At 33.0% G+C, this 26,469-nt stretch carries 27 protein-coding genes and 2 pseudogenes; 5 read left to right on the forward strand and 24 right to left on the reverse strand.

Annotation, left to right across the window (positions count from 1 at the left end; genetic code table 11):
* Positions 1 to 338 (reverse strand): helix-turn-helix domain-containing protein (locus BAU28_RS20315; RefSeq protein ID WP_165615178.1); only part of this gene is annotated, 338 nt, incomplete at its 3' end.
* A gap of 848 nt (positions 339 to 1,186) precedes the next feature.
* On the opposite strand from BAU28_RS20315, the gene BAU28_RS20325 reads away from it, so the two are divergent.
* A complete protein-coding gene (locus BAU28_RS20325) occupies positions 1,187 to 1,528 on the forward strand; it encodes a YolD-like family protein (protein ID WP_002171988.1) in 342 nt (113 codons plus the stop codon).
* An 81-nt stretch (positions 1,529 to 1,609) separates the two neighbouring features.
* A pseudogene (locus BAU28_RS31055) lies at positions 1,610 to 1,792 on the forward strand (IS3 family transposase); the annotation flags it as partial.
* A gap of 65 nt (positions 1,793 to 1,857) precedes the next feature.
* On the opposite strand, the gene pepD reads toward BAU28_RS31055, so the two are convergent.
* Positions 1,858 to 3,327 carry a beta-Ala-His dipeptidase gene (gene pepD / locus BAU28_RS20335; protein ID WP_071719754.1) on the reverse strand — a complete coding sequence of 490 codons (1,470 nt, stop codon included), beginning with the start codon at positions 3,325 to 3,327 and terminating at the stop codon, positions 1,858 to 1,860.
* Positions 3,328 to 3,569: 242 nt separating this feature from the next.
* Here pepD and BAU28_RS20340 point away from each other — a divergent pair, with 242 nt between their 5' ends.
* Entirely contained in the window at positions 3,570 to 3,959 is a 390-nt protein-coding gene (locus tag BAU28_RS20340) for a YxeA family protein (protein WP_071719755.1), read from the forward strand.
* Between the two features lie 86 nt (positions 3,960 to 4,045).
* Here the strand turns inward: BAU28_RS20340 and spoIISB are convergent, their stop codons facing one another.
* From spoIISB to BAU28_RS20365, 5 genes are all read right to left on the reverse strand, one after another.
* A complete protein-coding gene (gene spoIISB / locus BAU28_RS30495; protein ID WP_002171985.1) occupies positions 4,046 to 4,222 on the reverse strand; it encodes a stage II sporulation protein SB in 177 nt (58 codons plus the stop codon).
* A gap of 72 nt (positions 4,223 to 4,294) precedes the next feature.
* Complete coding sequence (locus tag BAU28_RS20350; protein WP_071719756.1) at positions 4,295 to 4,423, reverse strand: D-alanyl-D-alanine carboxypeptidase; 129 nt, start codon at positions 4,421 to 4,423, stop codon at positions 4,295 to 4,297.
* A 112-nt stretch (positions 4,424 to 4,535) separates the two neighbouring features.
* Entirely contained in the window at positions 4,536 to 5,276 is a 741-nt protein-coding gene (locus BAU28_RS20355) for a type II toxin-antitoxin system SpoIISA family toxin (RefSeq protein WP_071719757.1), read from the reverse strand.
* A 186-nt stretch (positions 5,277 to 5,462) separates the two neighbouring features.
* A complete protein-coding gene (gene gpmA, locus BAU28_RS20360) occupies positions 5,463 to 6,200 on the reverse strand; it encodes a 2,3-diphosphoglycerate-dependent phosphoglycerate mutase (RefSeq protein WP_071719758.1) in 738 nt (245 codons plus the stop codon).
* A gap of 170 nt (positions 6,201 to 6,370) precedes the next feature.
* Complete coding sequence (locus tag BAU28_RS20365) at positions 6,371 to 6,853, reverse strand: MarR family winged helix-turn-helix transcriptional regulator (protein ID WP_048374516.1); 483 nt, start codon at positions 6,851 to 6,853, stop codon at positions 6,371 to 6,373.
* Between the two features lie 127 nt (positions 6,854 to 6,980).
* Between BAU28_RS20365 and BAU28_RS20370 the strand changes: the two genes are divergently transcribed.
* Positions 6,981 to 8,657, forward strand: a complete 1,677-nt coding sequence (locus tag BAU28_RS20370; RefSeq protein WP_071719759.1) for an alpha-keto acid decarboxylase family protein — start codon at positions 6,981 to 6,983, stop codon at positions 8,655 to 8,657.
* 179 nt (positions 8,658 to 8,836) lie between these two features.
* Here the strand turns inward: BAU28_RS20370 and BAU28_RS20375 are convergent, their stop codons facing one another.
* The 10 genes and pseudogenes from BAU28_RS20375 to BAU28_RS20420 form a co-directional block, all read right to left on the reverse strand.
* The gene (locus BAU28_RS20375; protein WP_071719760.1) at positions 8,837 to 9,619 is read right to left on the reverse strand and encodes a class I SAM-dependent methyltransferase; all 783 of its coding nucleotides are present in this window, start codon (positions 9,617 to 9,619) and stop codon (positions 8,837 to 8,839) included.
* 583 nt (positions 9,620 to 10,202) lie between these two features.
* Complete coding sequence (locus tag BAU28_RS20380) at positions 10,203 to 10,610, reverse strand: VOC family protein (RefSeq protein ID WP_071719761.1); 408 nt, start codon at positions 10,608 to 10,610, stop codon at positions 10,203 to 10,205.
* 119 nt (positions 10,611 to 10,729) lie between these two features.
* Positions 10,730 to 11,440 (reverse strand): class I SAM-dependent methyltransferase, encoded by a 711-nt coding sequence (locus BAU28_RS20385; RefSeq protein WP_048374520.1) that lies wholly within the window; start codon positions 11,438 to 11,440, stop codon positions 10,730 to 10,732.
* Positions 11,441 to 11,568: 128 nt separating this feature from the next.
* Positions 11,569 to 12,330: an ABC transporter ATP-binding protein gene (locus BAU28_RS20390; protein ID WP_071719762.1), complete on the reverse strand. Its 762-nt coding sequence runs from the start codon at positions 12,328 to 12,330 to the stop codon at positions 11,569 to 11,571.
* A 12-nt stretch (positions 12,331 to 12,342) separates the two neighbouring features.
* On the reverse strand, positions 12,343 to 14,682 hold the full coding sequence (locus BAU28_RS20395) for an ABC transporter permease (RefSeq protein ID WP_071719763.1): 2,340 nt from the start codon (positions 14,680 to 14,682) through the stop codon (positions 12,343 to 12,345).
* A 6-nt stretch (positions 14,683 to 14,688) separates the two neighbouring features.
* Positions 14,689 to 15,936: an MFS transporter gene (locus BAU28_RS20400; protein ID WP_276327759.1), complete on the reverse strand. Its 1,248-nt coding sequence runs from the start codon at positions 15,934 to 15,936 to the stop codon at positions 14,689 to 14,691.
* A 61-nt stretch (positions 15,937 to 15,997) separates the two neighbouring features.
* Complete coding sequence (locus BAU28_RS20405) at positions 15,998 to 16,633, reverse strand: TetR/AcrR family transcriptional regulator (RefSeq protein WP_071719764.1); 636 nt, start codon at positions 16,631 to 16,633, stop codon at positions 15,998 to 16,000.
* A 256-nt stretch (positions 16,634 to 16,889) separates the two neighbouring features.
* On the reverse strand, positions 16,890 to 18,254 hold the full coding sequence (locus BAU28_RS20410; RefSeq protein WP_025150654.1) for a DEAD/DEAH box helicase: 1,365 nt from the start codon (positions 18,252 to 18,254) through the stop codon (positions 16,890 to 16,892).
* Positions 18,255 to 18,327: 73 nt separating this feature from the next.
* A pseudogene (locus BAU28_RS20415) lies at positions 18,328 to 18,597 on the reverse strand (hypothetical protein).
* A 96-nt stretch (positions 18,598 to 18,693) separates the two neighbouring features.
* On the reverse strand, positions 18,694 to 19,386 hold the full coding sequence (locus tag BAU28_RS20420; RefSeq protein WP_071719765.1) for an MBL fold metallo-hydrolase: 693 nt from the start codon (positions 19,384 to 19,386) through the stop codon (positions 18,694 to 18,696).
* 260 nt (positions 19,387 to 19,646) lie between these two features.
* Between BAU28_RS20420 and BAU28_RS20425 the strand changes: the two genes are divergently transcribed.
* Positions 19,647 to 19,976, forward strand: a complete 330-nt coding sequence (locus BAU28_RS20425; protein WP_071719766.1) for a YkvA family protein — start codon at positions 19,647 to 19,649, stop codon at positions 19,974 to 19,976.
* Positions 19,977 to 20,038: 62 nt separating this feature from the next.
* Here BAU28_RS20425 and tdcB read toward each other — a convergent pair whose 3' ends face one another.
* The 7 genes from tdcB to BAU28_RS20460 all read right to left on the reverse strand — a co-directional run bounded on the left by tdcB (position 20,039) and on the right by BAU28_RS20460 (position 26,466).
* A complete protein-coding gene (gene tdcB / locus BAU28_RS20430) occupies positions 20,039 to 21,040 on the reverse strand; it encodes a bifunctional threonine ammonia-lyase/L-serine ammonia-lyase TdcB (RefSeq protein ID WP_071719767.1) in 1,002 nt (333 codons plus the stop codon).
* A gap of 116 nt (positions 21,041 to 21,156) precedes the next feature.
* Positions 21,157 to 22,725, reverse strand: a complete 1,569-nt coding sequence (locus BAU28_RS20435) for an aminotransferase class V-fold PLP-dependent enzyme (RefSeq protein ID WP_071719768.1) — start codon at positions 22,723 to 22,725, stop codon at positions 21,157 to 21,159.
* Between the two features lie 88 nt (positions 22,726 to 22,813).
* Positions 22,814 to 23,362: a glycerol-3-phosphate 1-O-acyltransferase PlsY gene (gene plsY / locus BAU28_RS20440; protein ID WP_071719769.1), complete on the reverse strand. Its 549-nt coding sequence runs from the start codon at positions 23,360 to 23,362 to the stop codon at positions 22,814 to 22,816.
* A 138-nt stretch (positions 23,363 to 23,500) separates the two neighbouring features.
* Positions 23,501 to 24,400, reverse strand: a complete 900-nt coding sequence (locus BAU28_RS20445; RefSeq protein ID WP_048374540.1) for a BadF/BadG/BcrA/BcrD ATPase family protein — start codon at positions 24,398 to 24,400, stop codon at positions 23,501 to 23,503.
* A 119-nt stretch (positions 24,401 to 24,519) separates the two neighbouring features.
* Positions 24,520 to 24,786, reverse strand: coding sequence for a hypothetical protein (locus BAU28_RS20450; RefSeq protein WP_048374542.1), 267 nt, complete (start codon positions 24,784 to 24,786; stop codon positions 24,520 to 24,522).
* 79 nt (positions 24,787 to 24,865) lie between these two features.
* The gene (locus BAU28_RS20455) at positions 24,866 to 26,149 is read right to left on the reverse strand and encodes a PTS sugar transporter subunit IIC (protein ID WP_071719770.1); all 1,284 of its coding nucleotides are present in this window, start codon (positions 26,147 to 26,149) and stop codon (positions 24,866 to 24,868) included.
* Between the two features lie 11 nt (positions 26,150 to 26,160).
* Positions 26,161 to 26,466, reverse strand: coding sequence for a PTS sugar transporter subunit IIB (locus BAU28_RS20460; protein WP_048374546.1), 306 nt, complete (start codon positions 26,464 to 26,466; stop codon positions 26,161 to 26,163).
* Between the last annotated feature and the right edge of the window lie 3 nt (positions 26,467 to 26,469).

Raw genomic sequence — 26,469 nt, forward strand, 5'->3', positions numbered from 1 at the left:
GTTGTATAGGATTGGACTTTATTGTTTTTCGATTTAAACCGAGATGCTTTGTTTTGTTTTTTGAAGAATCTTGCATACGAGTCAGCGAGGTTGTGAAGAGAAGATTGAAGAGCGATACTGTCCACTTCTTTTAGCCATACAAATTCTTTTTTGAGAGTAGGTAATTGCGAAGAACAAGTGCCATAGGATAACCCTTTTCCTGTTTCTTTATATCTATCATTCCACTTTTCCAAAAAGTAGTTAAATACAAATCGTGAACAACCAATTGTTTTCGTAATAGCTATTTTTTGTTCTAAACTAGGATAGATCCGAAACTGATACGCTTTATGGGTAAGCATCGCTTTTCACCTCACTTCCTTTTTTTATTTGTCTACAATCTTTTTCATGATATATATGAGAACGATATCATGATATAGCAAAAAAATACTGATCACGTATCATTTCTTCTTTTTTGTCGAAAGTCCTCTGTCCCTTTCAAAAAAATATACAAATTAAAGAACTTTTACAATGAAACAATTTCGTAGATATAAAAATGCCTCGGAGCTGCAACATTTTCTTTCTATAGGAACGAACTGATTACGATACCGGTACCTTATACTGATTCTTCACCAAGAAGAACCTTTAGACTTTTGCCTAACCGTCATTCAGCTCCCATCTACTCATTGGACCATGTCCTACCCATTCCTTGAGGTGGGAGTTTTCTGTCGGGAAATGATAAATAAAAATGGAAGAGCCGATAAACTTTTATTATTTGGGTAACTCCACCACTTTTAATATTTCAGGCATAAATATAAAAAGGCTAGAGAATTAGCTTCTCTAACCTTTTTATTTGCACTATAATGTTTCCAAAAGTTAAGATGAGATGTACTAATGCTACCATTAATCTTTTTGCTTGTTCCCTGTTCAACCCTGCATCTACAGAACCAGCGACATCTTTCCCCTGCCAAGCAGGGTATATTATTGAAACGTAGATTATTAACCTTAGCAACAACACGCTTACCTACAAAGGGACTACACAGTAATTTTTCCTATTATTTATATAAATCATGCTTAGTTAAATTGGTTTGATGTTATAAGGAGCAAAAAACCTCTAAATGTTTATTTTATAATTACATAAACAATCCCAACATCTCCAAAATTTGATATAATGATACAGTTATTAATTGCAATTAGGGAGATATATAGCATGAACGATACAAATATGCCAAAAGGAAAAGAAATGGTTAAGCGGACTCCATTCGCTTCGGTACCGAAGAAATTCATCGGTATTGGTAAGATTGTTAAAAAACAAACAAAAGTGGAGCGCCCTACATTAACCCAAGACGAACAAGAAATTATTGAAAACAAGTTATTATGTTCATTTCTTTCTGAAGAGAAGATATTGATTACTTATTATAGAGATGGTCATTTGCTTACTAGATATATGACTGTAACTGACATAAATCCGATAAAGAATTTAATAACTTGCACTGATGCATCTTATAACAGAATTTTTCTTAAATTTATAGATATAATTAATTTGAGATAAAAAACATACTATTTTTTCAAATATAGACGGTAATAAAAATGAAAGAATTTTGTATTCTAGGTTAAATACAGATAGAGAAAGATTGAAAATTTCTTTGGTATTATTCAATCTAATTATTGTTTATTTAACAGCGTTTGAGAGTATAGAACACTTTAAACAAGAGTTTGAAAAATGTATCCATTATTATCACAATCGGGTTAAGTCAAAATTAAAAGGCATGAGTCGGTTGAATACCGAACTCATGCCCTAAAGGATGGCGAATGAAATACGCAGTCTAACGTTATGGAATTAGTTCATTTTTTATAGTCTGCTTTTCATTTCATCGTTTATTACTTAGCTAACTCTTTCGTCCCCTTCATTACATCAACGAAGAATCCCCAGTTATTCACAACAGAAGAAATACTAATATGTTCATCTGGAGTATGGACATTGAAAATATCCGGTCCAAATGAAATCGCATCTAATTCAGGCATTTTTTGAACGAATACACTACATTCAATTCCTGCATGTACAGCGAAGATTTCAGCATCTTTGTTGTATTTCTCTTTATGCACTTTTTCAAATAAATTGCGAATCTGCGAGTTTGGATTATATGGCCATTCTGGATACTCTGACTCTTTTTCAAATCTTGCACCAACTAATTCGGCAATATATTTAATTTCATCTGCAATATGTTGTTTTAAACTACTTACAGAACTTCTTACTTCGTTTCGTAATTTAATTTCATCTTGCAATGTTTCAATTACTCCTAAATTTGTTGAACTTTCTACAAGACCTTTAATATCCATGCTCATACTTTGAATACCATTTGGAATTAAGAATAATGATGAAATAAGCTGCTTTTGTGTTTCTTTAGCAAATACTTTTTCTATTTTCTCATCCAATTTTGTAAGTGTAACATGAACATCTGGATCAACAGCACGCATTTCTTCTTGTAACACTCGTGTCCATGATTCTAGCTTTTCTTCTACTTGCTCTACATCTTCTGGACGTAATAAAATTGTAGCTACACTTTCACGCGGAATTGCGTTTGTTTTTAGGCCGCCGTGAATCTCACTTATATTAAATTGAATGTTAGTTGATAAATCACGTAAAACTCGTCCTAGTACTTTGTTCGCATTTCCGCGTTGTTTATCAATTTCCATACCAGAATGTCCGCCCTTAAGTCCTCCGACATATAGACGGTATGCGCCCATATCAATTGGTGCCTCATCCCAAATTACCGAAATTGTTTCAACCGCTTTCGCACCACCTGCGCTACTTACAAGTAATTTATGGTCTTCTTCAGAATCGATATTAATAAAAATCTTTCCATCAAAATGATTTGGATCAACTGCGAAAGCTCCACCCATTGTCGTTTCTTCTTCCGTTGTAATGACAACTTCTAAAGCTGGATGCGGAATATCTGTTGAATCTAATAAAGCTAATGCATATGCAACAGCGATACCGTTATCAGCACCTAAAGTTGTTTCGTTTGCATATAACATATCTCCAATAATTCTTAGTTCAATCGGATCTTTCTCAAAATCATGAACTGTTGCTTGGTTTTTTTCGCACACCATATCAGAATGCCCCTGAATGATAATAGCTGGAACATTTTCATAGCCAGCAGTTGCTTCTTTTTTAATAATGACATTTAATGCTTCATCTTGAATCACTTCTAAGTTACGCTCTTTCGCAAAACTCACTAAATAATCACTAATTTCCTTTTCATTACCTGACCCTCTAGGAATCTTTGAAATTTCTGCAAAATGATAAAATACAGGGTGCTTTGTTAATTGTTCTAAAGTAGAATACATTTTTCAAGCTCCTCTCAAAATAAAAAAATATTATGTAAGTCCTTTATTATTATACCATGATTCATTATTTTACCTTTCTTTAAACGTTTTAAAATTTGTTATGAACGGTTCAATTTAATCCTTCTTCATTCTATACCTTATACTCTTACAACATTGTACGGGTGTTGTAATCAAAATCAATTTTTCTAATAAGAAAATAGTCGTATACTTTTCAAAGAAACAAATTGCAGGAGATAAAGAAAATGAAAAAGTTTTCAGCTATTCTTACACTATGTTTATTATTTACTAGTTTTACTATCGGCTGTGAGAGAGCATCACTGAATAGAATTGGTAAAGATGTATATTACATACAGATAAAAGGCGAAGGCGCTATCGAAAAAGTAGAAGGTAGAAGCTTACGGAACTACACGTTGCCCGCATATGATGAAGACGGAGTGAAAAAACAAATTACATTTAGAAGTACAAAAAAAGAAAACGACCATAAATTAAATGAAAACGCGTTTTTACGCCTTTATGTAGATCAAGAGGATAAAGATAAGAATGAAATATCATCTATTGAAGTGAAATCCTATGAGGAAATTCAGGAAGCAGATTTACCTAAAAAAGTAAAAAGAAAGTTTAATGTTAAATAAAATGAGACTTTAATCCGTGTGCTTTCTGTTCATCCCACACTGATTATTAGGCCACAAATAGCAGGATAAAAAATAAAAGAAAATGCCTATGCATTTTCTTTTATTTTTTTCACATGTATAAATTTCGAACTATTACTATTCATAAGCTTTTCTAAACGATTTATATTTTCCGTTAATGCACCTTTCACAAGAGAGAAATCTGTATTAGCTTCTTCTTTTTTTTCTTTAAAAAACGAAGATTTTTGTACATTTAATTCTGCCATCTCTTCTCCCCCTTTATAAAAAGATACAACCTTGTATTTATATTATATAGCAAATGCAGACAGAGTGTACACTTATGGTTTTCTTTTTAATTCTTCTTCTAACTCTTCTACTTGCTGTAAAGTATCTCCTTTTATTAAAGAAAAATCTGTTGTATCTTCATTTTCTTCTTTAAAAAAATCATTGTCATAATCTTTTATCACTACAATCACCTCTACGTGCTAGTGTAGGAATGATTGTCCAATTTTATTCAACTTTGTCGGATTTTGTTCTAAATTTATGTATAGAAGAAAAGGACAGAAAACGATTCTGTCCTTACTTACTAAAATAACTATGATGTATTGTTAAATTATATACATTTTCAAAATCTCGATCTTGTAGATTATTCTTCTTCCCATCAATAACAATAAAAACATCATTCACTATTTTTGCTGGTATAATTCCGACGTTTTCTACTTGAACCGCTTTTTGTTCATTCAATTGCTCTATATGTTCTAAAGGTACTGTAATACTAAATTGAGAGCGTATGCCACGAAAGTTCGTATTTAATTCATTCGCTACTTCAAATACAACAATTTTCGCTCCAACTTTTTCCCCATATGAATCTAAAAATTCGTTTAGACTTTTTGTATATGCCTCTTCCGTATGCCATTCCATTGTACCGAATACTGCTGGATTTACATTTTGAATAATTGTCGTGTATATTTCTCCCCTCGCTTTTGAAGCAATTAATGACCGTTTAATTGATTGGACCGTCTTTCCGATATCGCTAAATTTCGCACCCCATATTTCTGAAATGTTAGGTGTCAAAATGAATGCAATATCAACGAAAATTACCATCGCGGTGAACATTAATAAGTTTTTCCAGAGGGTTAAATCGATTCCTTTTATCATGAAATAAACTGTGACTGATGTTATGAATAATCCATACCAAGTTTTTCGAATTCGTTGTTTCTTCTCCTCATACAATTCTTCATTTTTCCAATAAAAGAAAACAAGAACGACAAAGACGATTGCTAGAATAAATAAGCCGATTCGAATGTTAGAGATCGTCAATCACATCACCCTCCATTCAAAAACTACTCACGATATCATTACATGCGCAAGCAGCTCTCTTTATGACAAAAGACGTGGACAACCTTCTAAAATTAGCTACATCGCATATACATTAGAAAGAGGCCACGTCTTTTATCATGAATCTACATTGTATATGTAGACAAGCATGCGTTTCAAATTTTCATGTTAAAAAGAAATATGTTTCGGAATTTCCCCTTCAGGTACTTCTCCGTCCATACTTAAGTAATAATGACGAATCGGACGTAAATTTTCGTTTAGTTCATAAACGAGCGGAATGCTAGTCGGAATATTTAATGATACTACTCCATTACTTGAAAGATTATCTAAGTATTTTACTAGCGAACGAATTGTATTACCGTGTGATGAAATAATTACTTTTTCACCATTTTTTAATGACGGCGCAATTTCTGAATGCCAATAATCAAGTACTCTTTTTTCCGTATCCTCTAAACATTCAGTTAATGGAAATTCACCTTTTTTAAGTGTTTTATATCTTGGGTCAACCGCCTCATATCGAGGATCATCTTCAGTAAGAGCAGGTGGTCTCACATCAACACTTCTTCTCCATATATGAACTTGTTCTTCTCCATATTTCTTTGCAGTTTCTTCTTTATTCAATCCTTGTAGTGCTCCATAATGTCTTTCGTTTAATTTCCATGATTTATGTATAGGCACCCAAGTAAGATCCATTTCATGCAGAACAATCCATAAAGTCCGGATTGCTCGTTTTAACACAGATGTATAAGCAACATCGAAAGTATATCCGTTTTCCTTTAATATTGCCCCTGCTTCTCTTGCTTCACTTAACCCATTCTCTGATAAATCTACATCTGTCCATCCTGTAAAGCGATTTTCAAGATTCCATAAACTTTGTCCGTGACGAATAAGTACAAGTTTTATCATTATAATTCCCCTCTCGGAAATATGAATTTTTAATGTTCCAATACGTACACATATAAAGTTTTTGGCAATGTAATTTTTTTATCCATACATACTATGATTTATCCATATTTGCCAAATACATGGATAAAATTTGTTCTTTTTCACACTATAAAAACAGATATTTTTTCTCGCTATTTTTGATCGACTGGTATTTCCCTTTTCGACATCCATGCATCAAAACCTGAACGACTATTCGCCATTTCATTCATAACTTGATGCCAATTGTCTTCACAAGCTCCGCCGAACTTTGAAAAAATAGCTCCCATTTGCTGTCTTTGAACATCGCTCAGCTTTCTCTCTAAATCCGCACCCTTTTCTGTTAAAGATAGCTGTTTCACACGACGATCATGTGTAGCTTCATTACTCTCAATCAGTCCCTTTTCTAACAGTTGGCGTAATGGTCCGTGAAGAGCTTGTTTACTTATTTCTAACAGCGATAGCAGTTCATTTACACTAATCCCTGGAAAACGAGCAATAAAAAACAGTATTCTATGATGTACACGCTGTATACCGTATTCTTTTATAATTTCATCTGGTTTTTCTGTGAAAGTTTTATATGCAAAGTAAAATAATGCTAATGCCTCATTCATCTGTTCTTCTTTATGTTGTGTCATCTACTTTCCCCCTACATGTAAATTATACCACAATTCAGTAATGAATATTTTAATCAAGGCACTTAACCTTTTTGAGTGTGTTTAATAGTTAATTACAATAACCTAAAACAACTAGGAGATGATTCACATGAAAATGCAATACACTGTAAGTACATATTTATTAGATCGACTACACGAATTAGGAATTGAGCATATATTTGGTGTTCCTGGTGATTATAATCTTGCCTTTTTAGATGATGTGATTGCACATAAAAATTTAGAATGGATTGGAAATTGCAATGAATTAAATGCTGCATATGCAGCAGATGGATATTCACGTATAAAAGGCATAGCTGCTCTTATTACCACTTTTGGTGTTGGAGAATTAAGCGCAATTAACGGCATTGCTGGTTCATATGCAGAAAACGTTCCTGTTATAAAAATAACTGGTACGCCAACAACAAAGGTAATGGAAAATGGAGAACTCGTTCATCATACTTTAGGTGATGGAAAGTTCGATCACTTTTCAAAAATGTATCGTGAGATCACAGTAGCACAAACAAATTTAACCCCTGAACATGCTGCTGAGGAAATTGACCGTGTACTTCGTGCATGTTGGAATGAAAAACGTCCAGTTCATATTAATTTACCGATTGATGTATATAATAAGCCAATTAATAAACCAACGGAACCAATTTTAAACAAACCCATTTTAAGTAATAAAGAAGCATTGGATAAAATGCTTCTACATGCCACTTCAAAAATAAATAGTGCAAAAAAACCTGTTATTTTAGCAGATTTTGAAGTGACCCGATTTCATGCTGAAGAAGATTTACAGCATTTCGTAGAAAAAACTGGGTTTCCTATCGCAACGTTAAGTATGGGAAAAGGTATATTCCCAGAAAAACACCCGCAATTTATAGGGGTTTATACAGGTGATGTTAGTTCTCCGTACTTGCAAAAAAGAATAGATGAATCTGACTGTATTATTAGTATCGGTGTGAAATTGACTGATACTATTACTGGCGGATTTACACAGGGTTTTACGAAAGAGCAAGTTATTGAAATCCATCCCTATACTGTGAAAATTTTAGATAAAAAATACGGGCCTGTTCTTATGCAAGATGTTTTACAACATTTAAGCGATTCAATCGAGCATCGTAATGAAGAAAATCTTGAAATTAAGCCATTTATCTCAGAATCGTCATCTATAACTGAAGATTTCAATCCAAAAGTACAAATGGTTACGCAAAAACGTTTTTGGCAACAAATGTATCATTTTTTAAAAGAAAACGATGTCTTAATTGCAGAACAAGGAACACCTTTCTTTGGTAGCGCCTCTATCCCTTTACCAAACAACACTACATACGTAGGGCAACCATTATGGGGATCCATCGGTTATACATTACCTGCTCTACTTGGAACACAGCTCGCTGATTTATCACGACGGAACATTTTAATTATTGGTGATGGCTCTTTTCAGTTAACTGTTCAAGAGCTATCTACTATACTACGTCACAATTTAAAACCAATTATATTTTTAATCAATAATAATGGATATACTGTTGAACGTGCGATTCACGGCCCAAATCAACCGTATAATGATATACAAATGTGGGATTATGATAAATTTCCAAACGTATTCGGATCAGAAGAAAAAAGTCTCACATTTAAAGTAAAAAATGAAACAGAGTTGGTAGAAGTCTTATCTAAAATAACTTTTAATATGGATCGACTTATCTTTATTGAAGTTGTAATGAGCCAAGGGGATCAACCTGAGCTGTTAGCTAAACTTGGAAAAAGATTCGGCAAGCAAAATTCTTAATATAAAAAGGCGTGGCCTATTTATATTACGGCTTCAGTTAAGAGGGATACAACTTGTTTTGACACTCAAAATACACACAAAAAAAGGATGGCAGGTGCCATCCTTTTTGACATATATTGAACTTTCACTGTTTTTAAGAACCTTCTTTGGCTAAAGCCCCGTGTAACAAGCCAAAATTTTTAATCAACCTTTAACTTTATAGCTTTTGTAGCAATAAAAGTTTTAATATGCTTATCTAATATCCTTGTTCCACCAAAATCATCCTCATAAAGACCCGTTATAACAAAGCCAGCTTCAATTTGACCTTGGATTTGGTCTTCTAGAGTATGTGCGTATTCTATTGTTTGATTTGAATTGATGTAATCTTGAACCTCATCCTCTGGTAAATAATCCAATGTTGATGAAGGTATTGAATGTTTAACATCAAGAATACCTTTTCGTTCTTGGTTGTCATCAAAAATCCATAGTAAAGGGTTTGTAAATCCAGAAATAAGAATACCTTTATTCTTTAAAACCTTTGAAACTTCATTCCATACAAGATGAACATCTTTTACAAACAAATTAGAAACAGGATTTACGACAATATCAAAATATTCATCTTCAAAATCACTAAGGTCTGACATATCTCCTTGTACTGTTTTTAAAGTCAAACCATCCCGTTTTGCTACCTTTTCATCTTGCTCCAATTGCTTCTTAGATATATCAGTAACTGTTACATCTGCTCCAGCAGCAGCCAGAACTGGTGCTTGTTGCCCTCCACCTGATGCTAAACAAAGTATCTTTAATCCCTCTAATGACTTTGGAAACCAATCTCTAGGAACTGATTTTTCCGTGGTGACCGTGATTTCCCATTCACCTGATTTACTTCTTTCAATAACCTCGCTACTTACAGGCTGAGTGTATCTAGAGCCTTCTTCAACCTTCTTATCCCATGCGTTACTATTTTGTTGTGTAGTATCCATTATGATTATTCCTCCTAACGATCTAGTTGCAATTTAAGTGTAAGATTATTAACTGTTTATACATTCCCTTTTTCTATTAACCTACCAGATAGTAAATACATAGTTGTCTATATTTATTTTAACAGATAAACGAAAGTAACTATAAAAAAATTCTAAATAGACACAAAATTTAACGACTATTCAATTCATTTAAAATAAACGATCTCTTTCACGGAAAACTTCTTATCAGTCAACCAATCCGTTGTTCGGGAGTCAATTTTTGACCATTCTTGGCTTTATAGGTCATGCAAAAATTGTAATATACCCGAAGGTTGGTCAAGGTTTAATAGGCATACCTTGGGGTAAAGTTTTCATAAATGTAACTTTTCCCTAATGGACAGTCTTGCTACATAAAGGCATTGGTGCAACAGTCATTGACCTTTAGAAACACATTAGCGATATTTAATTGCCAATTTCAAAAAAAGATTGATATACCAACAAAAAAGCGTTCCATACTTGTTGACAGTTGGAACGCCTTTTTTAATGTTATTTTAATTTTCAACCTCTAAACTGAACCTATTAAATAAGCTACACTTTTTCTATTTTATTCAGAAAGAGTTAACTGCCAAGACACACCATACTTATCATTTAACCAGCCAAACTTTTTACTAAATGGATAGGAACCTAAAGGCATAAGAATTGCTCCATCTTTTGCTAACTTATTAAAAACCGTTTCAATTTCTTCTTCCGTTTCACAAGTTACATAAAGAGACATAGCTGGAGTGAATGTAAAATCATGCTTTACAAAACTATCAATACACATGAACTCTTGTCCATTTAACGTAAAAGTTGCATGAATTACAGTTCCCTCTTTACCAGGTCCATTTGCATCGTAACGAGAGATACTTACAATTTCTGATTGATCGAATAGCGACGTGTAAAAATTCATCGCGTCCTCAGCATTGCCCTCAAACATTAAAAATGTAGTGATTTTTTGATTTGTGTTACTCATTTAGAGACATCCCCTTGTTATGTATTTATGCCAAACATACATCGGATAACGAAACCGAACATATATTCTTATAAGTGTATTGTCTATAAAAACGATGAGTTTGTCAATTATCTACTTTTTTATTTCTTTTTAAATAATGCTGTCCAAAGAAATGATTCTCCAAACAGTTCATTCGGCTGTTCAATTTGTTTCATCTTTCGTATTTCAATTACTTCAAATTCTTTAAATATCTCTCTTAATTTTTCTTCTGAATATGTAAGTCCACCTTGTAAACTCCAACCTCTATATACGTCCCAATCAGTTATTTCTGATCCATTTCGCTCATCTAAATCACCTGCTGCAAAACATGTTAATCCGAAATAACCACCCGATTTTAATGAGTTCTTAATTAAATCCACATAATTCATTCTTCTATGCGGCGGAATGTGATGCAAACAACCCGAATCGTATACAAAATCAAATTCATTTTGAGCATCTAAATTAAAAATTGAATCACAAATAAAGTGAATTTCTATTCCTTTTTCTAATGCCCTCTCTTTCGCCCAACTAATGCCTTCTATAGACAAATCCACCGCTGTTACATCAAATCCCTCAGTCGCTAAATAAATTGCATTTCTTCCTGGACCACATCCAAGCTCCAACACTTTCCCCTTGGAAACCCATTCTTTTTGTATATACGAAACTAGGTTCTCATCTGGAACATTTTCAAAAAACGGAACATCCTTTTCTCTATTCGCATAAAATTCATTCCAAAACGGTTCTGCAGGTCTTAATAATGAATCCAACATTTTTAAAATATCTTCTTGTGTGCGTAACGTTTCATTTTTCATTAAAACCACTCCTTTTGAATATTCAGAAAATAATTATATCTAATTTTAGACTTTTAGACAAAGAAAAAACTCCTAATTACAATAGGAGCTAATGATACATATTCTTTTAAATTCATACTAAAAGATTATTAAAATCCCATTTCTGTCAACCATTTTAACAGCTTCTCTTCTCGCTCTTTCAAATCATTGTTCCTATACTTACCCATTCTTATTTCGCTAACAATTTCTCCGTCCACCATAAAAAGAACTCTTTCTGTTTTAGCTGCTACCTTTACATCATGAGTAACTAGCATAATTGTAGTTCCCGTACGATTTATATTTGCTAAAATATTCATTACCTCTTCTGTCGCTTTTAAATTCAAAGCACCCGTTGGTTCGTCAGCAAAAATAATATTAGGTTTATTTATGAGCGCTCTACAAATAGATACCCTTTGTAATTGTCCTCCTGATGCTTCAGTTATATTATTAGTTGCAATTTGACTAATTCCCGTTTTCTTCATCAACTCAAGTGCACGTTTATTTATTATTTTCCTACTCTCAACTTTTGCTAAATATGCAGGCAAAACTATATTATCAAAAAGATTCAAATTTCTAAGAAGATTGCTCTGCTGAAAAATAAATCCCATTTCGCTGAGCCGTAATTTTGCTAACGATTCCTCATTCATAAATGATATATCTTTACTAGCAACTTTCACACTTCCTGAAGTCATCCGATCCATACCACTAATATTATAAAGTAACGTCGATTTTCCAGAACCAGAAGGTCCCATGACCGATACAAACTCTCCTTCATTAATCTCTAAATCTATATTTTTAAGCACGTGGCAAAATCTATTTCCATCTATTGAATATATTTTATTTAATTGTTTTACTTCTAAATTTTTTTTCAATTTACACACCTCCTATTCTCCATTTACTTTTAAATCATTTGTTTGTTTCACAGTAAAACTACTGAAAAGTGTTGTTGCGGATACTGCTATAAACAGAATAGCTGGACATATTACATAAGAAACGACCGGATTGACTACAAACTTTATGTGAGCAGCTCCCATAAAGGAACCTAACAAACTTACTAGCATTTCTCCAAACGTAGCAGCTATAAATGTTCCTGTTACGATACCAATTAATACAATGGCAATAGAACGACTTACATATTGCATACGAATATCTTTGTAAGAAAACCCGATACTTCTCATAATTAAAATTTGTGAGGAGTCTTTTGCCAATAACATTTTAAAAAACATTGCAGTAATTAAAATAGATATCGTTATAGCAATCATAATTGCAACTTGAGTCACAAGTTGTAATTGATTAATTGTCTCTCCTAAAGTTTGAGACAAATATTCATCCGTATCTGTTATTTTCGCGGAATTAAAATTTTGTTTATATTCTTCCATTTTATCTTGCATATTCACTGTAGGCTTTATATCTATATTTACAATAAACCATAATATATTTTCCTTGTTATATGGTAAGTTCGCCTTAGCTGTTTTTCCACCATTCGTCACATCTTGATATATCCCGCTTACAGTTAGCACTTTTTCTTTTCCTTCTACCATTAGAACTAATTCATCACCTACATTCTTTTTTAATTCATTTGCGTTCATATAAGATAGAGCAATCTCATTTTCATTTTTTGGTTCCATACCTTCAACATACTCTAGTGGAAATTTAGTAAAATCTCCAACTTCTACATTTATATTTTCATATGCCCCCTCATCGTTCACCAATTTAAATGCACTCGTCACAAATGCTGCGTATTTTTTCACATCATCATCGTTTCGTATATACGATAATACGTCTTTAAATCGTTTCTCTATATCTTCTGATTGCTGTAAATCTATTCGTATATCACTTTTTCCTGTCCCCATATAATTCACAAACTGCGGTGACTTAATTGTGTACAAAAAGTTAACTGGAACAATAATCATAAACACCGCTACTATTAAAACAACACTTAATACTCGATATAACTTAAATCGCTTCACTACATCTTGTATACCAAGAAATATATTTACATTTGAAATGTTAGTTTGATAGAGCGAAAAAGATTTACTATACTTTGTTATTCCTATCCTATCTCTAGTTCTTAAAGCATCCATCGCTGTAATTCTCCTGAAATTCCGCAAAATAAGTCGGCAGAACAGTATAACAGCTACAAACATTAATAATGTAGCTATCATGGGCACGATATAATGTAAAATACCTTTATCTGTCACACCCATATAAAGTACGATATTAGTGGTAAAGACTTTTGTAACAAATAGTGAAAGAATATATCCACATATGCAGCCGCTAGCAGAAATAACAACATATTTTGTTACATACAGTTTTTGAATATCTTTATTTTGAATCCCGATCGCTTTCATAACACCTATTTCACGATAATCTTCTTCCATAGACGTAATAATCGTAAATCGAATACATAAAATTGCGATTAGCATTAATAATGCACTTATTAACATAAGTACTGCTGCTATTATTCCATCAGTTAACGAATTGAGAGTTTTAAAGAGAGAATAAGTAATAGAGGGTCCTTTTTGAGGTAGGTTCGATGACTGGTATATATTTTCAAATTCGTTTATTTTATTTAAATCTGTTAGCTGAAATTCAATAAGATATTCACTTTCTCCAACATTTCTTTTTACTCTTTCTAAGTCTTCATCACATATTACGAATCGCTTCGAACTAACAATTGATGGGTTCATTTGAGCATCACGAACAAATGTTGAAATTGTAAATTCCAGTTCAATATTATTTTTTACAATCCATATTTTATCTCCAATATGCAAATCATACTTTTGCATATAATAAATCGGCACACCAATTTCACCTTTTGAAACATCTATTACTTTGTTATTTAAATCTAATAGAAAATCAAAAGAAGTGTTTTGTTTAACGAAACTTATATCCATTACACTATTTTGTTCTGCATGCTCTTTACTTTTTATGAAAACATTAGATCCATTCACTAGGATTGTTTCAGCCGTTTGCTGTTCTTTTACAAATGGTGTTTTCGCTACAAAAGAATCAATTGATTTTTGATTTATTTCTCCAGCGTGCATTTGTACGAAGTGAGGTGCATTTGATTGTTTAAATAACTGATCCATTGAACTGAACAGGTTTACAACCATACTTGAAGCACTAGCCATTAAAAGAGACGATAGTATTATAAACGTAAATAAAATAACGAAAATCATTTTATTTTGAGAGAAATCCCTTTTTAACATTTGCCTAATCATATCAAACTAGTTCCCCTCATTCCCTAATATTTTCTTAGTTACAAAAGCTAATATTATCAATATGAAACTAATACATAATATAGGTAAATAAATTTTCAAACTAAACCCTTCAAACATAAAACCATATACAATTTGCCCAATTGGTGCCATACATTGAGACACTGCTGTTATGATTGCCATTACTTTCCCTAAATTTTCATTCGGTGTTTTCTTTTGTACAACGGTAATTACATAAATGGAGACGATTGTCATAATCATTGCGATAAAAATAGAACAAAGTATAAAGAGGATAAATGGTGGATAATGTCCCATACTAAGGATAAATGGTGTAACTGATAACGCCATTGGTAGAACTAATAAAGCAATAACAAACATCCAATAATACAGTGTTTTCATCTGCAGATTTTTAGCAAAGAAACCGATTGACAATGCACCTAATATTGTAGCAAAATCGATTAATCCCATCCCAATTCCGTACATCGTATCGCTACTTTTCATAGTTACTCGCAAAATAATAGGCCCACCAACAACAAATAAGGGTGTCAAAATTAAATTTAGTAACGCTGCAAGAAGCATAGATTTCAAAATAAATGGTTGTTTTAAAACGTAAAGAAATCCTTCTTTCATATCTTTTACAATTGTCGGTACGATATGGTCTTCTTGCATTCTTTTTATAAATGGTATTTTAATAAACATTTCTAATATCGCTGATAGAAAAAACGCAAGGCCACTTAATATAACAAGCATTTTCAAACCAATGATGCCATATAATACTCCTCCTAATACAGGTGCAACAATATTAGATAATGCTTGCACACCATTTACGATACCATTTGCTTGTTCTAGTTTTTTTTCTGGGACTAATTGCGGAATACTTGCCATTACAACTGGGGCGTACATCGCACTAACAACCGCTAATAGAAACATAACAATTCCAATCCACATAATAGATACAGTGCCATTAAATAATAAAGCAATAAAACCTAATACAATCGCAGTGTTTATTAAATCAAAGATAACCATTATATTACGACGATTAAAGCGATCTGCAATTGCCCCGCCGAGAGGTGCCAACAAAAATGGAATACTCGTTATTGCATATAATCCTGCAAATATATCTGCACGCCCTGTTATATCTAGCACATATAAAGACAAAGCAAAACGTAAGAGCGTTGATCCTAAAACTGTTATAGTTTGCCCAGTCACCATTAAATGAAAATCTTTCATAGAAGATTTTGTGCTAATTGACATTATACTCACACCCTTCATTCGGTTTAGACCGACTGTCGGTCTATAGTAATCAAACAGAAAATTACTATTTCTGCTTGATTAAAACCTCCAACATATAATCAAAAGATCCTTCCTTCGCTCCAACAGATGCTTCCATCATTTTAATATAAGCTATAGCTCTCCTCATCATTTCTTCAGGCTTCCACTGAAATAATCCATCATCAAATATGACTTGTGCTGAGGAAATTAATAATTCAATCGTTTCTTGAGGATATGGGGTAAAAAATATCCCCTCTTCGATTCCTTGCTTTAAAACCTCTGTTAACACAGGAGATAAGTATATGATTGATTGCACCAAACTTTTTTGATGCATTTCCGCATTATTGGGTTGATGAAATTGTTCAATCATTTTCTCTTTTATATCTCCTGATTTTGGCGATTGTTCCATTAAAATTCGAAATAACTTATCTAAAACTGGAATATTTGGATTTGAGACGATTGCTTTTGCTTTAGCAACATCCGCTTTAATAATCCTCATTATGATTTCATCCATCACTTCTTCTTTCGACTTAAAATAGTGATAAAATGTTCCTTTCGCTATACCGATTTCTTTTAAAATGTCATTTACTGTTGTTTTCGTATAACCTTTTGTAACGAATAATTTTTCAGCTGTATCTAAAATCTCGTTTCTACGTTCTTCATACTCCTTTACGATTCTCATTCATGTTCTCCTTCTCAAAAGACCGACTGTCGGTCTACTCGAATTATATGCTTAGTTAGTAAAAAGTTTCCTCTTACAGTACATATACGACACCCTATTTTATATTTCCTTTATGAATTTTAAAATTTATTTTTAATACGGTGAATGAAATTTTAAAATTTACTCATTAAAATCACCCTTGTACTTATATCGACTTCGTAATAAAAATACAAAAAAGAGCCGCAATTTTTTGCGACTCTTTTAAAATTATAAATATTTAACGGCCACGTCTTTGCTGACCTTGCTTTGTACTACCTTTTTTATTACTTGGCTTATTAAATGATCGGTTATTTTCATTTCTAGAACTATTTCTTGAATCACTTCTTGAGCTATTTCTCGAATCACGTCTTGATTCACTTCTTGAACCTTCACGGCTATCTCTTTGACGATATTGACCTGATTTCTTTGGAGCCGGCTTTGGTACCGGTTTTCCATTTTCATCCACACGTTTTATCTTTGGTTGTTCGATTATTTCTCTTTGCAGTGGTGCACCAAGCGTTTTTTCAATTTCTTCTAAATATCTTTCATCTTTCGCTGCAACGAACGTAATTGCAAGACCTGATCCACCAGCACGTCCTGTTCGGCCAATGCGGTGAATATAACTTTCTACATCTTCAGGGATATCAAAGTTAAATACATGCGTTACACCATCTACATCAAGTCCACGAGCTGCTACATCAGTCGCAATTAAGTACTGAATTTTAGCTTCGCGGAAACTCTTCATAACTCTTTCACGTTTCGCTTGAGGTATATCACCATGAAGTTCAGCACAATTATAACCTAGTCCTTTTAAATTATCATAAAGCTTACTTGCTCTAACCTTTGTACGACAGAAAATAACTGCTAAAAATGGCTGATCACGATCCATAACAAAACGAAGTGCATCCGGCTTTGCACGATCTGTCGTCTCAATGACACGTTGTTCAATTGTATCTACCGTTACTTCTTCACTTTGTACTTGAATCATTTGCGGCTCATCCATATAACGTTTCGCCAATTTTTTAATATCTTTTGGCATCGTTGCTGAGAATAACATCGTTTGTTTACTACCAGGTGTCTCATCTAAAATATCTTCAATATCATATAAGAAACCGAAATAAAGCATTTGATCTGCTTCATCTAGTACAATCGTTGAAAGATTACTTAAATCAATTGTTTCACGTCGTATGTGATCTAATAATCTTCCTGGTGTCGCTACAACAATATGTGTATTACCTTTTAATTTTCTTAATTGTTGTGCTACATCTTGCCCGCCATAAATCGCTAGTACATTAATATCTTCTCTTTGAACAAGCATTTTTTTAATTTCAGCTGTAATTTGCAGTGCTAGCTCCCTTGTTGGTGCAACAATTAAAGCCTGAACATCACTAGACGCTGGATCGATTTTTTCTAAAATCGGTAACACGAATGCAAGTGTTTTACCTGTTCCAGTTTTTGCTTGACCAATTATATCTTTACCAGACAGTATTACCGGAATCGCTTTCTCTTGAATTGGTGTTGCTTCTGTAATTCCATTTTCACGTAATGTATGATTAAAAGTTTCACTAATTCCTAATTCTAAAAAGTTTTTCAAATAGACCACTTCTTTTCCTTATTTTTCACATTAGCTTTCATTGTACCATTTGTTTCGCTAAATATGAAAAATAAAAAAATTCTTATCTTCTTTTTTTATATTCATCGTGTACTAGATAGGCAAATTCCTTTTGTTTTTGCTCGGATTTAATTAATTCTTCCATGTTAGCAGTAGATAAAATGTACTTCTTAATCTTTCTATTACTCTAAATTAAACTTGTATACTTCGTATCTTCATGTAGATTTCGAAACCACTCAAATTCGCTTAACTTCGCAATATGATGTTTTAATTTCATGTCATTTCTAGGATAAAATAAAACTATATCTGCTATCACATCAAAGAAAGAGCTCATATTCTCTCCCCTATAACTTTTTTTAAACATATAAGTTCCCATACATATATATTACAAATGTCCGGAAATATAGTTACAAGGTGATAAAAGTGAACACTAATTTAATATGGTAAGTTTCCCTCCGTGATAGCAATAATAACTTTCCGCTTTAAGATCTTTAATCTTCTTTAAAGACTGTTCCGCTTTTTCTATATCTAAACAAAAGTTCGGATTCGCAATTACTAATTCTCGATTATCTTGAACAGCTGCGTCTCCCGTAATTACACAGTCCAAATTTGGGAAATATAATGAAATATGCCCCGAAGTATGTCCTGGCGTCGCCACTATTTGACATTCATGATTCAAAATCATTTGACCATCATATACCTTTTTATCAACAGAAATATGTCTTACATTTTTCAACTGCTGTATAAACCATTCACCAAATTCTTTTTCTTCATTTGGCATACGTTCTAGCATTTCTTCAGCTTGAACCGATCGCTCGGATTTTATATTACCACTAATATAGTTAGATTCAATTTCACTAGAAATAACATTAATTTGAGGATATTTCACTTTAAAGTCGTGTAAAGAGCCTATATGATCATCATCATAGTGAGTAATTATTATATTTTTCAAGTTTTTCATCTCATACCCATGCTTTACTATTGCCTTTTCAATTAAAGGTAAAAAGTTTCTATAACCTGTATCTACTAAAGTTAATTCATTGTTTAATATAATTAAGCTCGGATAAATACATTGTTTTTTTCCGTTAAATTCAAATTCAATTGGCAGTTCTATTATTTTCATTACTATTCCCCCACACTAGCCAGTTTAAAATATTTAATAATGAATGCATCAATCACTTATAGTTATTATATATATACTATGTCACAAAACAAAGTGAATACTGTCATCTCATCTTTATTTAGTACACCTTTTATTTTTTTGAACAGGTAATTTCCTATTCTTATGGAAATATACAGTAAGAAAAACAATAAAATTGATTATTCCCTCACTTCTTTGTCAATCCTTTTAAAAATCTATGTTTTTGTAAAAGGAGTGTTTATATGGAGAAACAGACGCTGTGGAAAAAGTTCAAAAAAAGCTCGGCAAACCTCGGTAAATCCAGCGTATATGAAAGTATTATTTTATTCTACACAATGAAAAAGAAGGAGTTACCTACTAAAGCCAAACTCATAATATTAGCCGCTTTATCCTATTACGTATTAACAATCGATTTCATTCCAGATATAGCTGCTATTATTGGCATTGGCTTATTAGATGATGTTTTAGCAATTGCTGTAGCTCATAAATATGTTATGCGTCATGCGGATGCTGAAATTAGAGAGAAGAGTAAACTAAAAATGGAGTCATTATTTACTTCAGTACAGGCATAATAAAAAGGAGCTAAGATGTTTTCTCTTAGCTCTTCTTTCATATTGCTAATTTATTTAAAATATCATTTTACTTCATTAGCTACAAAAAAGTGCTCACATACACTCGATATGCGCTGTAAGTCTACATTCCCACCAGATATAACCGCTACTACTTTTTTCCCTTTAATATATTGATCAACTTTACCTGCAAGCAGAGCAGCGGTAGCTAAAGCACCTGCTCCTTCTACGACAGCTTTCCCTCGTTGTAATAAGTCTTTCATCGCTACTTCCAACTCTTCTTCTGATACTGTTACAATATCATTTACTAATTCTTTTACAACTTCAAATGTTAAATCCCCTGGTATTTTAACTGCACAACCATCTGCTATAGTAGGTGCATCGTAATGTTCCACAATTTCTCCAACATCATAAGAAGCTTTCATTCCATGCACATTTTCCGCTTGTACACCAATAATATTAATTGATGGATTAAAAGATTTTAATGCAACTGCAATACCAGAAATAATCCCTCCTCCGCCAATAGGAACTATTACAGTATCAACATCCCACATATCATCAAGGATATCTAAACCAATTGTACCTTGACCAGCCATTACCTCTACATCGTCATATGGATGTAAGTATGTTTCTCCCGTTTCTCTTATAATTTCCTCACATTTTGCCTTTGCATCATCAAAAGTTTCACCATATAAAACAACTTCTGATCCATATCCTCGAGTAGCCTCAACTTTCGCTTGAGGTGCAGAAACTGGCATCACAATTTTACTCTTAATACCAAGTAAATGAGCAGATAAAGCAATCCCTTGTGCATGATTACCTGCCGAACATGCAATAATTCCTCTCTCTTTTTCTTGATCTGTAATCTGCGACATTTTATTAAATGCACCTCGGAATTTAAAAGAACCCGTTAATTGCATATTCTCTAATTTCAAGTAAATTTCTCCACCCGTTTTACTAGTCAAATAAAATGATTTAACTAATGGTGTTTTACGAGCATTTCTATCCAAAATTTTTTGAGCCTTTTTAATATCCTCTATATGTAATGGTAGTTTTCTAGTTATCATACTAACACCCCTTCTAATTGTTTATAATCTAATCCTAGTCTCCTACGTTTTATTAAGTAATAACTCCTTTATACGCAACCAACTATGTTATGAAACATTCATTATATATGCACGCCCTACTTTAATACGCACATCTGCAAACAATTCAACATCCTCTTCATATCACGTTCTTTATAGTGATTAAGGCATGCTATTTGAATCCAGTTATTATTTTGTAAATATGCTGATTCATAATGGATAATATATCCTTGTAATGCTAATGCATCGCCTACTGCTTTAGAAGACTGCCCTTCGTTTAATTGAACAGTAAGAATAATTGACGCGGCATGTTCTTTAGGTGAAACAAGCTTTAAACCCATAGTAGTAATAGCTTGTTCAATATAAGCATACGTCTCTTTTATTTTTACAAATGTCTTTTCATCTTCAAATCTCTTCAATGCTTCTTGCAATGCATAAATTAAATTCCATGAATGGGAGTATGGAATGCTATCATTTATTTCATACATACCAATGTCCATATACGCGGGTATTGCTTCATTTTTCTCTATAATGTGATTATGAAAAACGAAAGATAATCCTGTAAATGATTTAATCGCTTTTCCGCTTACACCACTTGCAAAATATACATCTTTCAAATCTATTGGTATTGCCCCAATTGAGCTTATACAATCTACACATAGTTTCATTTGATACTTTTTACAAAGAGTATTTAGTTCTTCTAAATTATTTAACATTCCAGTTGATGTTTCATGGTGAACAAACCAAAGCCATTCATAATTTCCAGTTATCATTATTTTTTCTAATTCGGTATAAATAAACGGCTCTCCCATTTCTTTTTTATACGTATCAAAATTTAAATGTACACGTTTTGCCTGGCCAATTAATCTATTACCAAACTCCCCATTCGCTAAAACTATCCCTTTGCCTTTTAAAGAACGTAACTGTAAAGCAATGGCATCATTCGCTAACGTCCCCGTTCCTAACATGAGTTGTACACGTTTTACTTTCGTCATTTGAAGTAATCGTTTTTTTACATTTTCCATCGTTACTTGAAACGACTTAGAACGATGGGAAATAGGCTTAGTAGAAAATGCCTTTTGAACATTCTCTTCAATGTCTACTGGGCCAGGTAAATACGTATATTCTTTCTTCATAATACTTCCAGTACTCGACTCTTCAAACATAGCAGGTGTAACATACATTGGCTGGAAAGCTGCTTCTTCTGTTCCAACTAATGTATGGAAAGGTTTGAATCCCATTTGCTTATATAATGCAAGTTCACGTGTTGTTGCTGAAATGAGTGCTAATTCATATCCATTTAGAAGCAAATAACGATGTAAAAAGCGAATTAAGCCTAACAGCGCTCTTCCATTTCGATATTCACGTTCTACTGAGAGTAAACGAATTTCATATACTTTTTCTCCATGCTCTTGCAAATAAAAATCTAAATTTGAAATTTTATAATCTAACGAAAATGGTCGTTTTCCCCGCACCGCGACCATACCTACTAACTTATTCCCATCTAAACAAATTAAATATGTATTTTCTTCATGAAATCGATCTATACGAAAACGTTCTTTTGTTTCTTCATGTTGCGGAATCTCTTCTACAAATGTTTTATAATTCAATTTATGTATACTTTCAAATTCCCAAGCTTGATCAGCAACCTTATAAATTAACCCCATGTCCTATCTCCTTTATCTCTATTTATCCCTCACTATCTAAATCATAAAAATCATAAGTGGAGATTCCCCCACTTATTAAAGGTTCACTTTATTCTCGATTTACATATAAAATAAGTACAATAATAAGTGCACTTAAAATAGTCGTAACAATAGAGTAAGAATAAAAAATCATGCAAAGTGGTAAACAAGCGATTGTAATTAACCCCGGCTTCGTAAATCCTTTGAATATTAAATAAAATATAATAAAAATACCCAAGAGGGTAAGCGCTATCAAATAATCAAATGCGATTAATCCTCCAATAAATGTTGAAATGCCTTTTCCACCCTTGCCTTTAAACAAAATTGGGTAAATATGTCCGATTATAACGGCCAATAATGTTAACATTATGAATGTAGAATCTTCAAAAAGATATTTTGCAATATAAACTACTATTGCACCTTTGATTGCATCACCTAAAAATGTAGTGACGAAATACCACTTTCCATATACTCGCCCCATATTTCTTGCGCCCGGATTTCCACTTCCTTCTTCACGAATATCAACGTTATGTCTCCATTTTGTTAATATATAAGCGGTCAATATGTTTCCAAATAAATAAGAAGCCACTACATACAAAAACTGCATGCTATTAATCATGTAATCATTCACTTTCTTTATGGGAATACATATAAAGTATTCAATTGCTACGTATATTGTACTTTTCTTACTCTACATCCCTTTATATATTTTAACATCACATTTTTACAAATCATACAAAAATTCTCATTTAACCATTTACAACGCAAAATATTTATCCTTCAATAAATAGTATGTTCCTTTCGCTGCCATTTCTGATTGAGATACAAATGTAACTTCTCCAATACTTTCCTCACAGCACTTCTTAAATGTAGCATATACTTCAGGAACTAAACGTAATATGCTACCACTTACTGCAATTGAAGCAGGTAAATCAAATTGCATCTTATTATAAACATCTACCGTAATTCTCGCTAATTCCTTACCAGCTTGCATTATAATTTCATGTGCGTTATCATTCCCATTTCTCGCTTCCTCAATAATTAATGGTGTGATTGCTGCAACCTTATCTTTTGAAGAAGTATATACTAGACTTTTTATATGCGATGGTGTTAAAAGTTGAAACTGATTTTGAATGTTCAAGCTTAATGAACAAAGTCTAACTCCTTGATCAAATTGTAATGCCATTTTCTTTAAAGCTTGTAATGCAATCCAATATCCACTTCCCTCATCTCCTAAAATATGTCCCCATCCACCGCTATATTCGTACACTTCGCCTTTCTTTCCTATACAAATTGCACCTGTACCACCTATAGTTAAAATTCCATCCTTACCTTTTAAGGCAGCTGCATGTGCAATCATTGCGTCATTAAAAACTTCAACTTTTATTCCATACTTCTTTATTAATCGTAATGTTAATTCATTTGCATTTACTCCACTTATACCCGCTAATCCTAAGCAAATACAAACGCAGTGTCCATTCACTACATTTTTCTGGCATTGATCAATCGCCTCCATAATATGCAGAAATGCTTCTTCATAATCTATTAATATATTTCCAAACCCACACGTACCTCTTGCAAACTCGTTTCCGTCTCGATCAAATGCAATTGCCTCTGTCTTCGTTCCCCCACCGTCTACTCCAATCATATACTTCATATGTTCGCCTCATTTTCCTCTTCGTATTGGAGGGAATGTTATATTCCCTAAAATCACAGATTCCTTAGCACCTGTTGCGCTCGATACATTACTCGAATTACGATGATACGTTTCGTTTGCTAAAAAACAATCATATAAGTAAACAACGTACATCCTACTGAAAACAATATAAATCTAAAAAACAACTGAGCTTTCGATACAAATGTTCCATCAATGAAAGAAACAACTATCGTAAGCAAAACACTTGTCGCAATGCTTGTAATCAACCATATACTATGCATTTGTGATAGATTTAGCATTCTTAATAAAGGCACAAAAATTAAATTCGAACAAATCACCCCAAATAGTAGTAAAAATACTCCTTTATAACTAAATTTTATATGCATTCCTTTTCACCTTCTCTCAATTCTATATGAAAGAAGTGATAGACAAATTGTCTATCACTAATAATTTACTGTATATGCGTTATGCATTCACAGATTCTTCATCACCATTGTTCTCAATTTCAAGCATGTTTTTGTCATACATTTTAAAGAATGGAAGATAAATAAGAAATGAAATTGTTATGTTTATAAATACGAGTACAATCGCTCGCCAATCCCCACCTGTTGCTAAATACGCACCAATTGGAGCGGGTAATGTCCACGGAGGCATTATATGTGTCGGTGTAACAAATCCCATCACAGTTGCTGAGTATGCAACAGTTGCTGTTACTAGTGGTGTAATGATAAATGGGATAATTAAAATGGGATTTAGTACAATCGGCAATCCGAAAATAACAGGTTCATTAATATTAAAAATACCAGGTACAATACAAGTTCTTGATAATGCTTTCGAATATTTTGATCGACCAAATACAATCATAGCTAATACAAGCCCTAACGTTGCACCAGAACCACCAATCCATATAAACCATTGATATAATGGTTCTGGTGCAATGAATGGTAACTGATCTGCCCCGTTAGCAACTGCTTCACCATTTTTCCCTAAGTATACTTCCCATAATGGACGGGCAACAGTGCCAACAACCGACACACCATGTATACCGAACGACCAAAAGAATGTAATTAAAAATACTGGAATGATTACACCGAAGTAACTATCACCAGCTTTTACTAACGGTGCCGCTAATTTATCAACAACATGATGTAAATCAATACTAAAAACGACAGTAACTAGACTCATAATAATAATAACGAACGCAGCAGGTATAAGTGCTTCAAAAGAACGTGATACAGACGGCGGTACTTGTTCTGGCATTTTAATCATTACATTTCTCTTCTTACAAAACCTTAAAATCTCTACAGATAAAATAGATACGATCATCGTAACGAATAATCCATGTCCTCCGAGATTTGTCATCGGAAGCATAAATCCTTTTTTATCGATTAATTCAGGCGTTAATGTTAAAAGAAGTGAACATACTGCAAGCTGTGCTCCTGATAAAGCATCTAACTTATAACTTTTCGCTAAATTGTATCCTATACCAAATGCTATATATAATGACATAATAAACATAGTAAGACGATATGGTATTAAAATGCTCGCCTGATGTTTCGCTGCCCAAAGCGAAATGAAACTATCTTTCGGAAGTGGCGGAAATGCTACAATTAAAAAGAAGCTCCCTACGATAATAAATGGTAACGCCGAAATTACCCCATCACGAATTGCCTGTAAATGCCTTTGCTCGGACAGCCTTGCCATTGGTCCAGATAAGTTATTCTCAAGAAATGAGACAAACTTATTCATAACACTACCTCCTAACGAATTAATTCATTTACAGCTTTTAATAACGTCGGTCCACCTAGTGGGGTATATGCTTGGGGCGGAATAATACCACACGGAACAGATACCAGTTCTGCAAGCTTTTTTACAGAATCAAAGCGGTGGCGTACTTGAGGAGCAACCATTACAACATCCCAACCATTCTTGACTTCTTCCTCAACCTCATTTGTTCCAATCGCATGCACTTCCATATCGACACCTTTTTTCTCCGCTTCTTTTTTTAAAGCGTTTACAACAATTGCGCTGGACATTCCTCCAGAACACACAAATAACACTTTCATTTT

It is taken from the genome of Bacillus paramycoides, assembly GCF_001884235.1.
Lineage (GTDB): Bacteria > Bacillota > Bacilli > Bacillales > Bacillaceae_G > Bacillus_A > Bacillus_A paramycoides.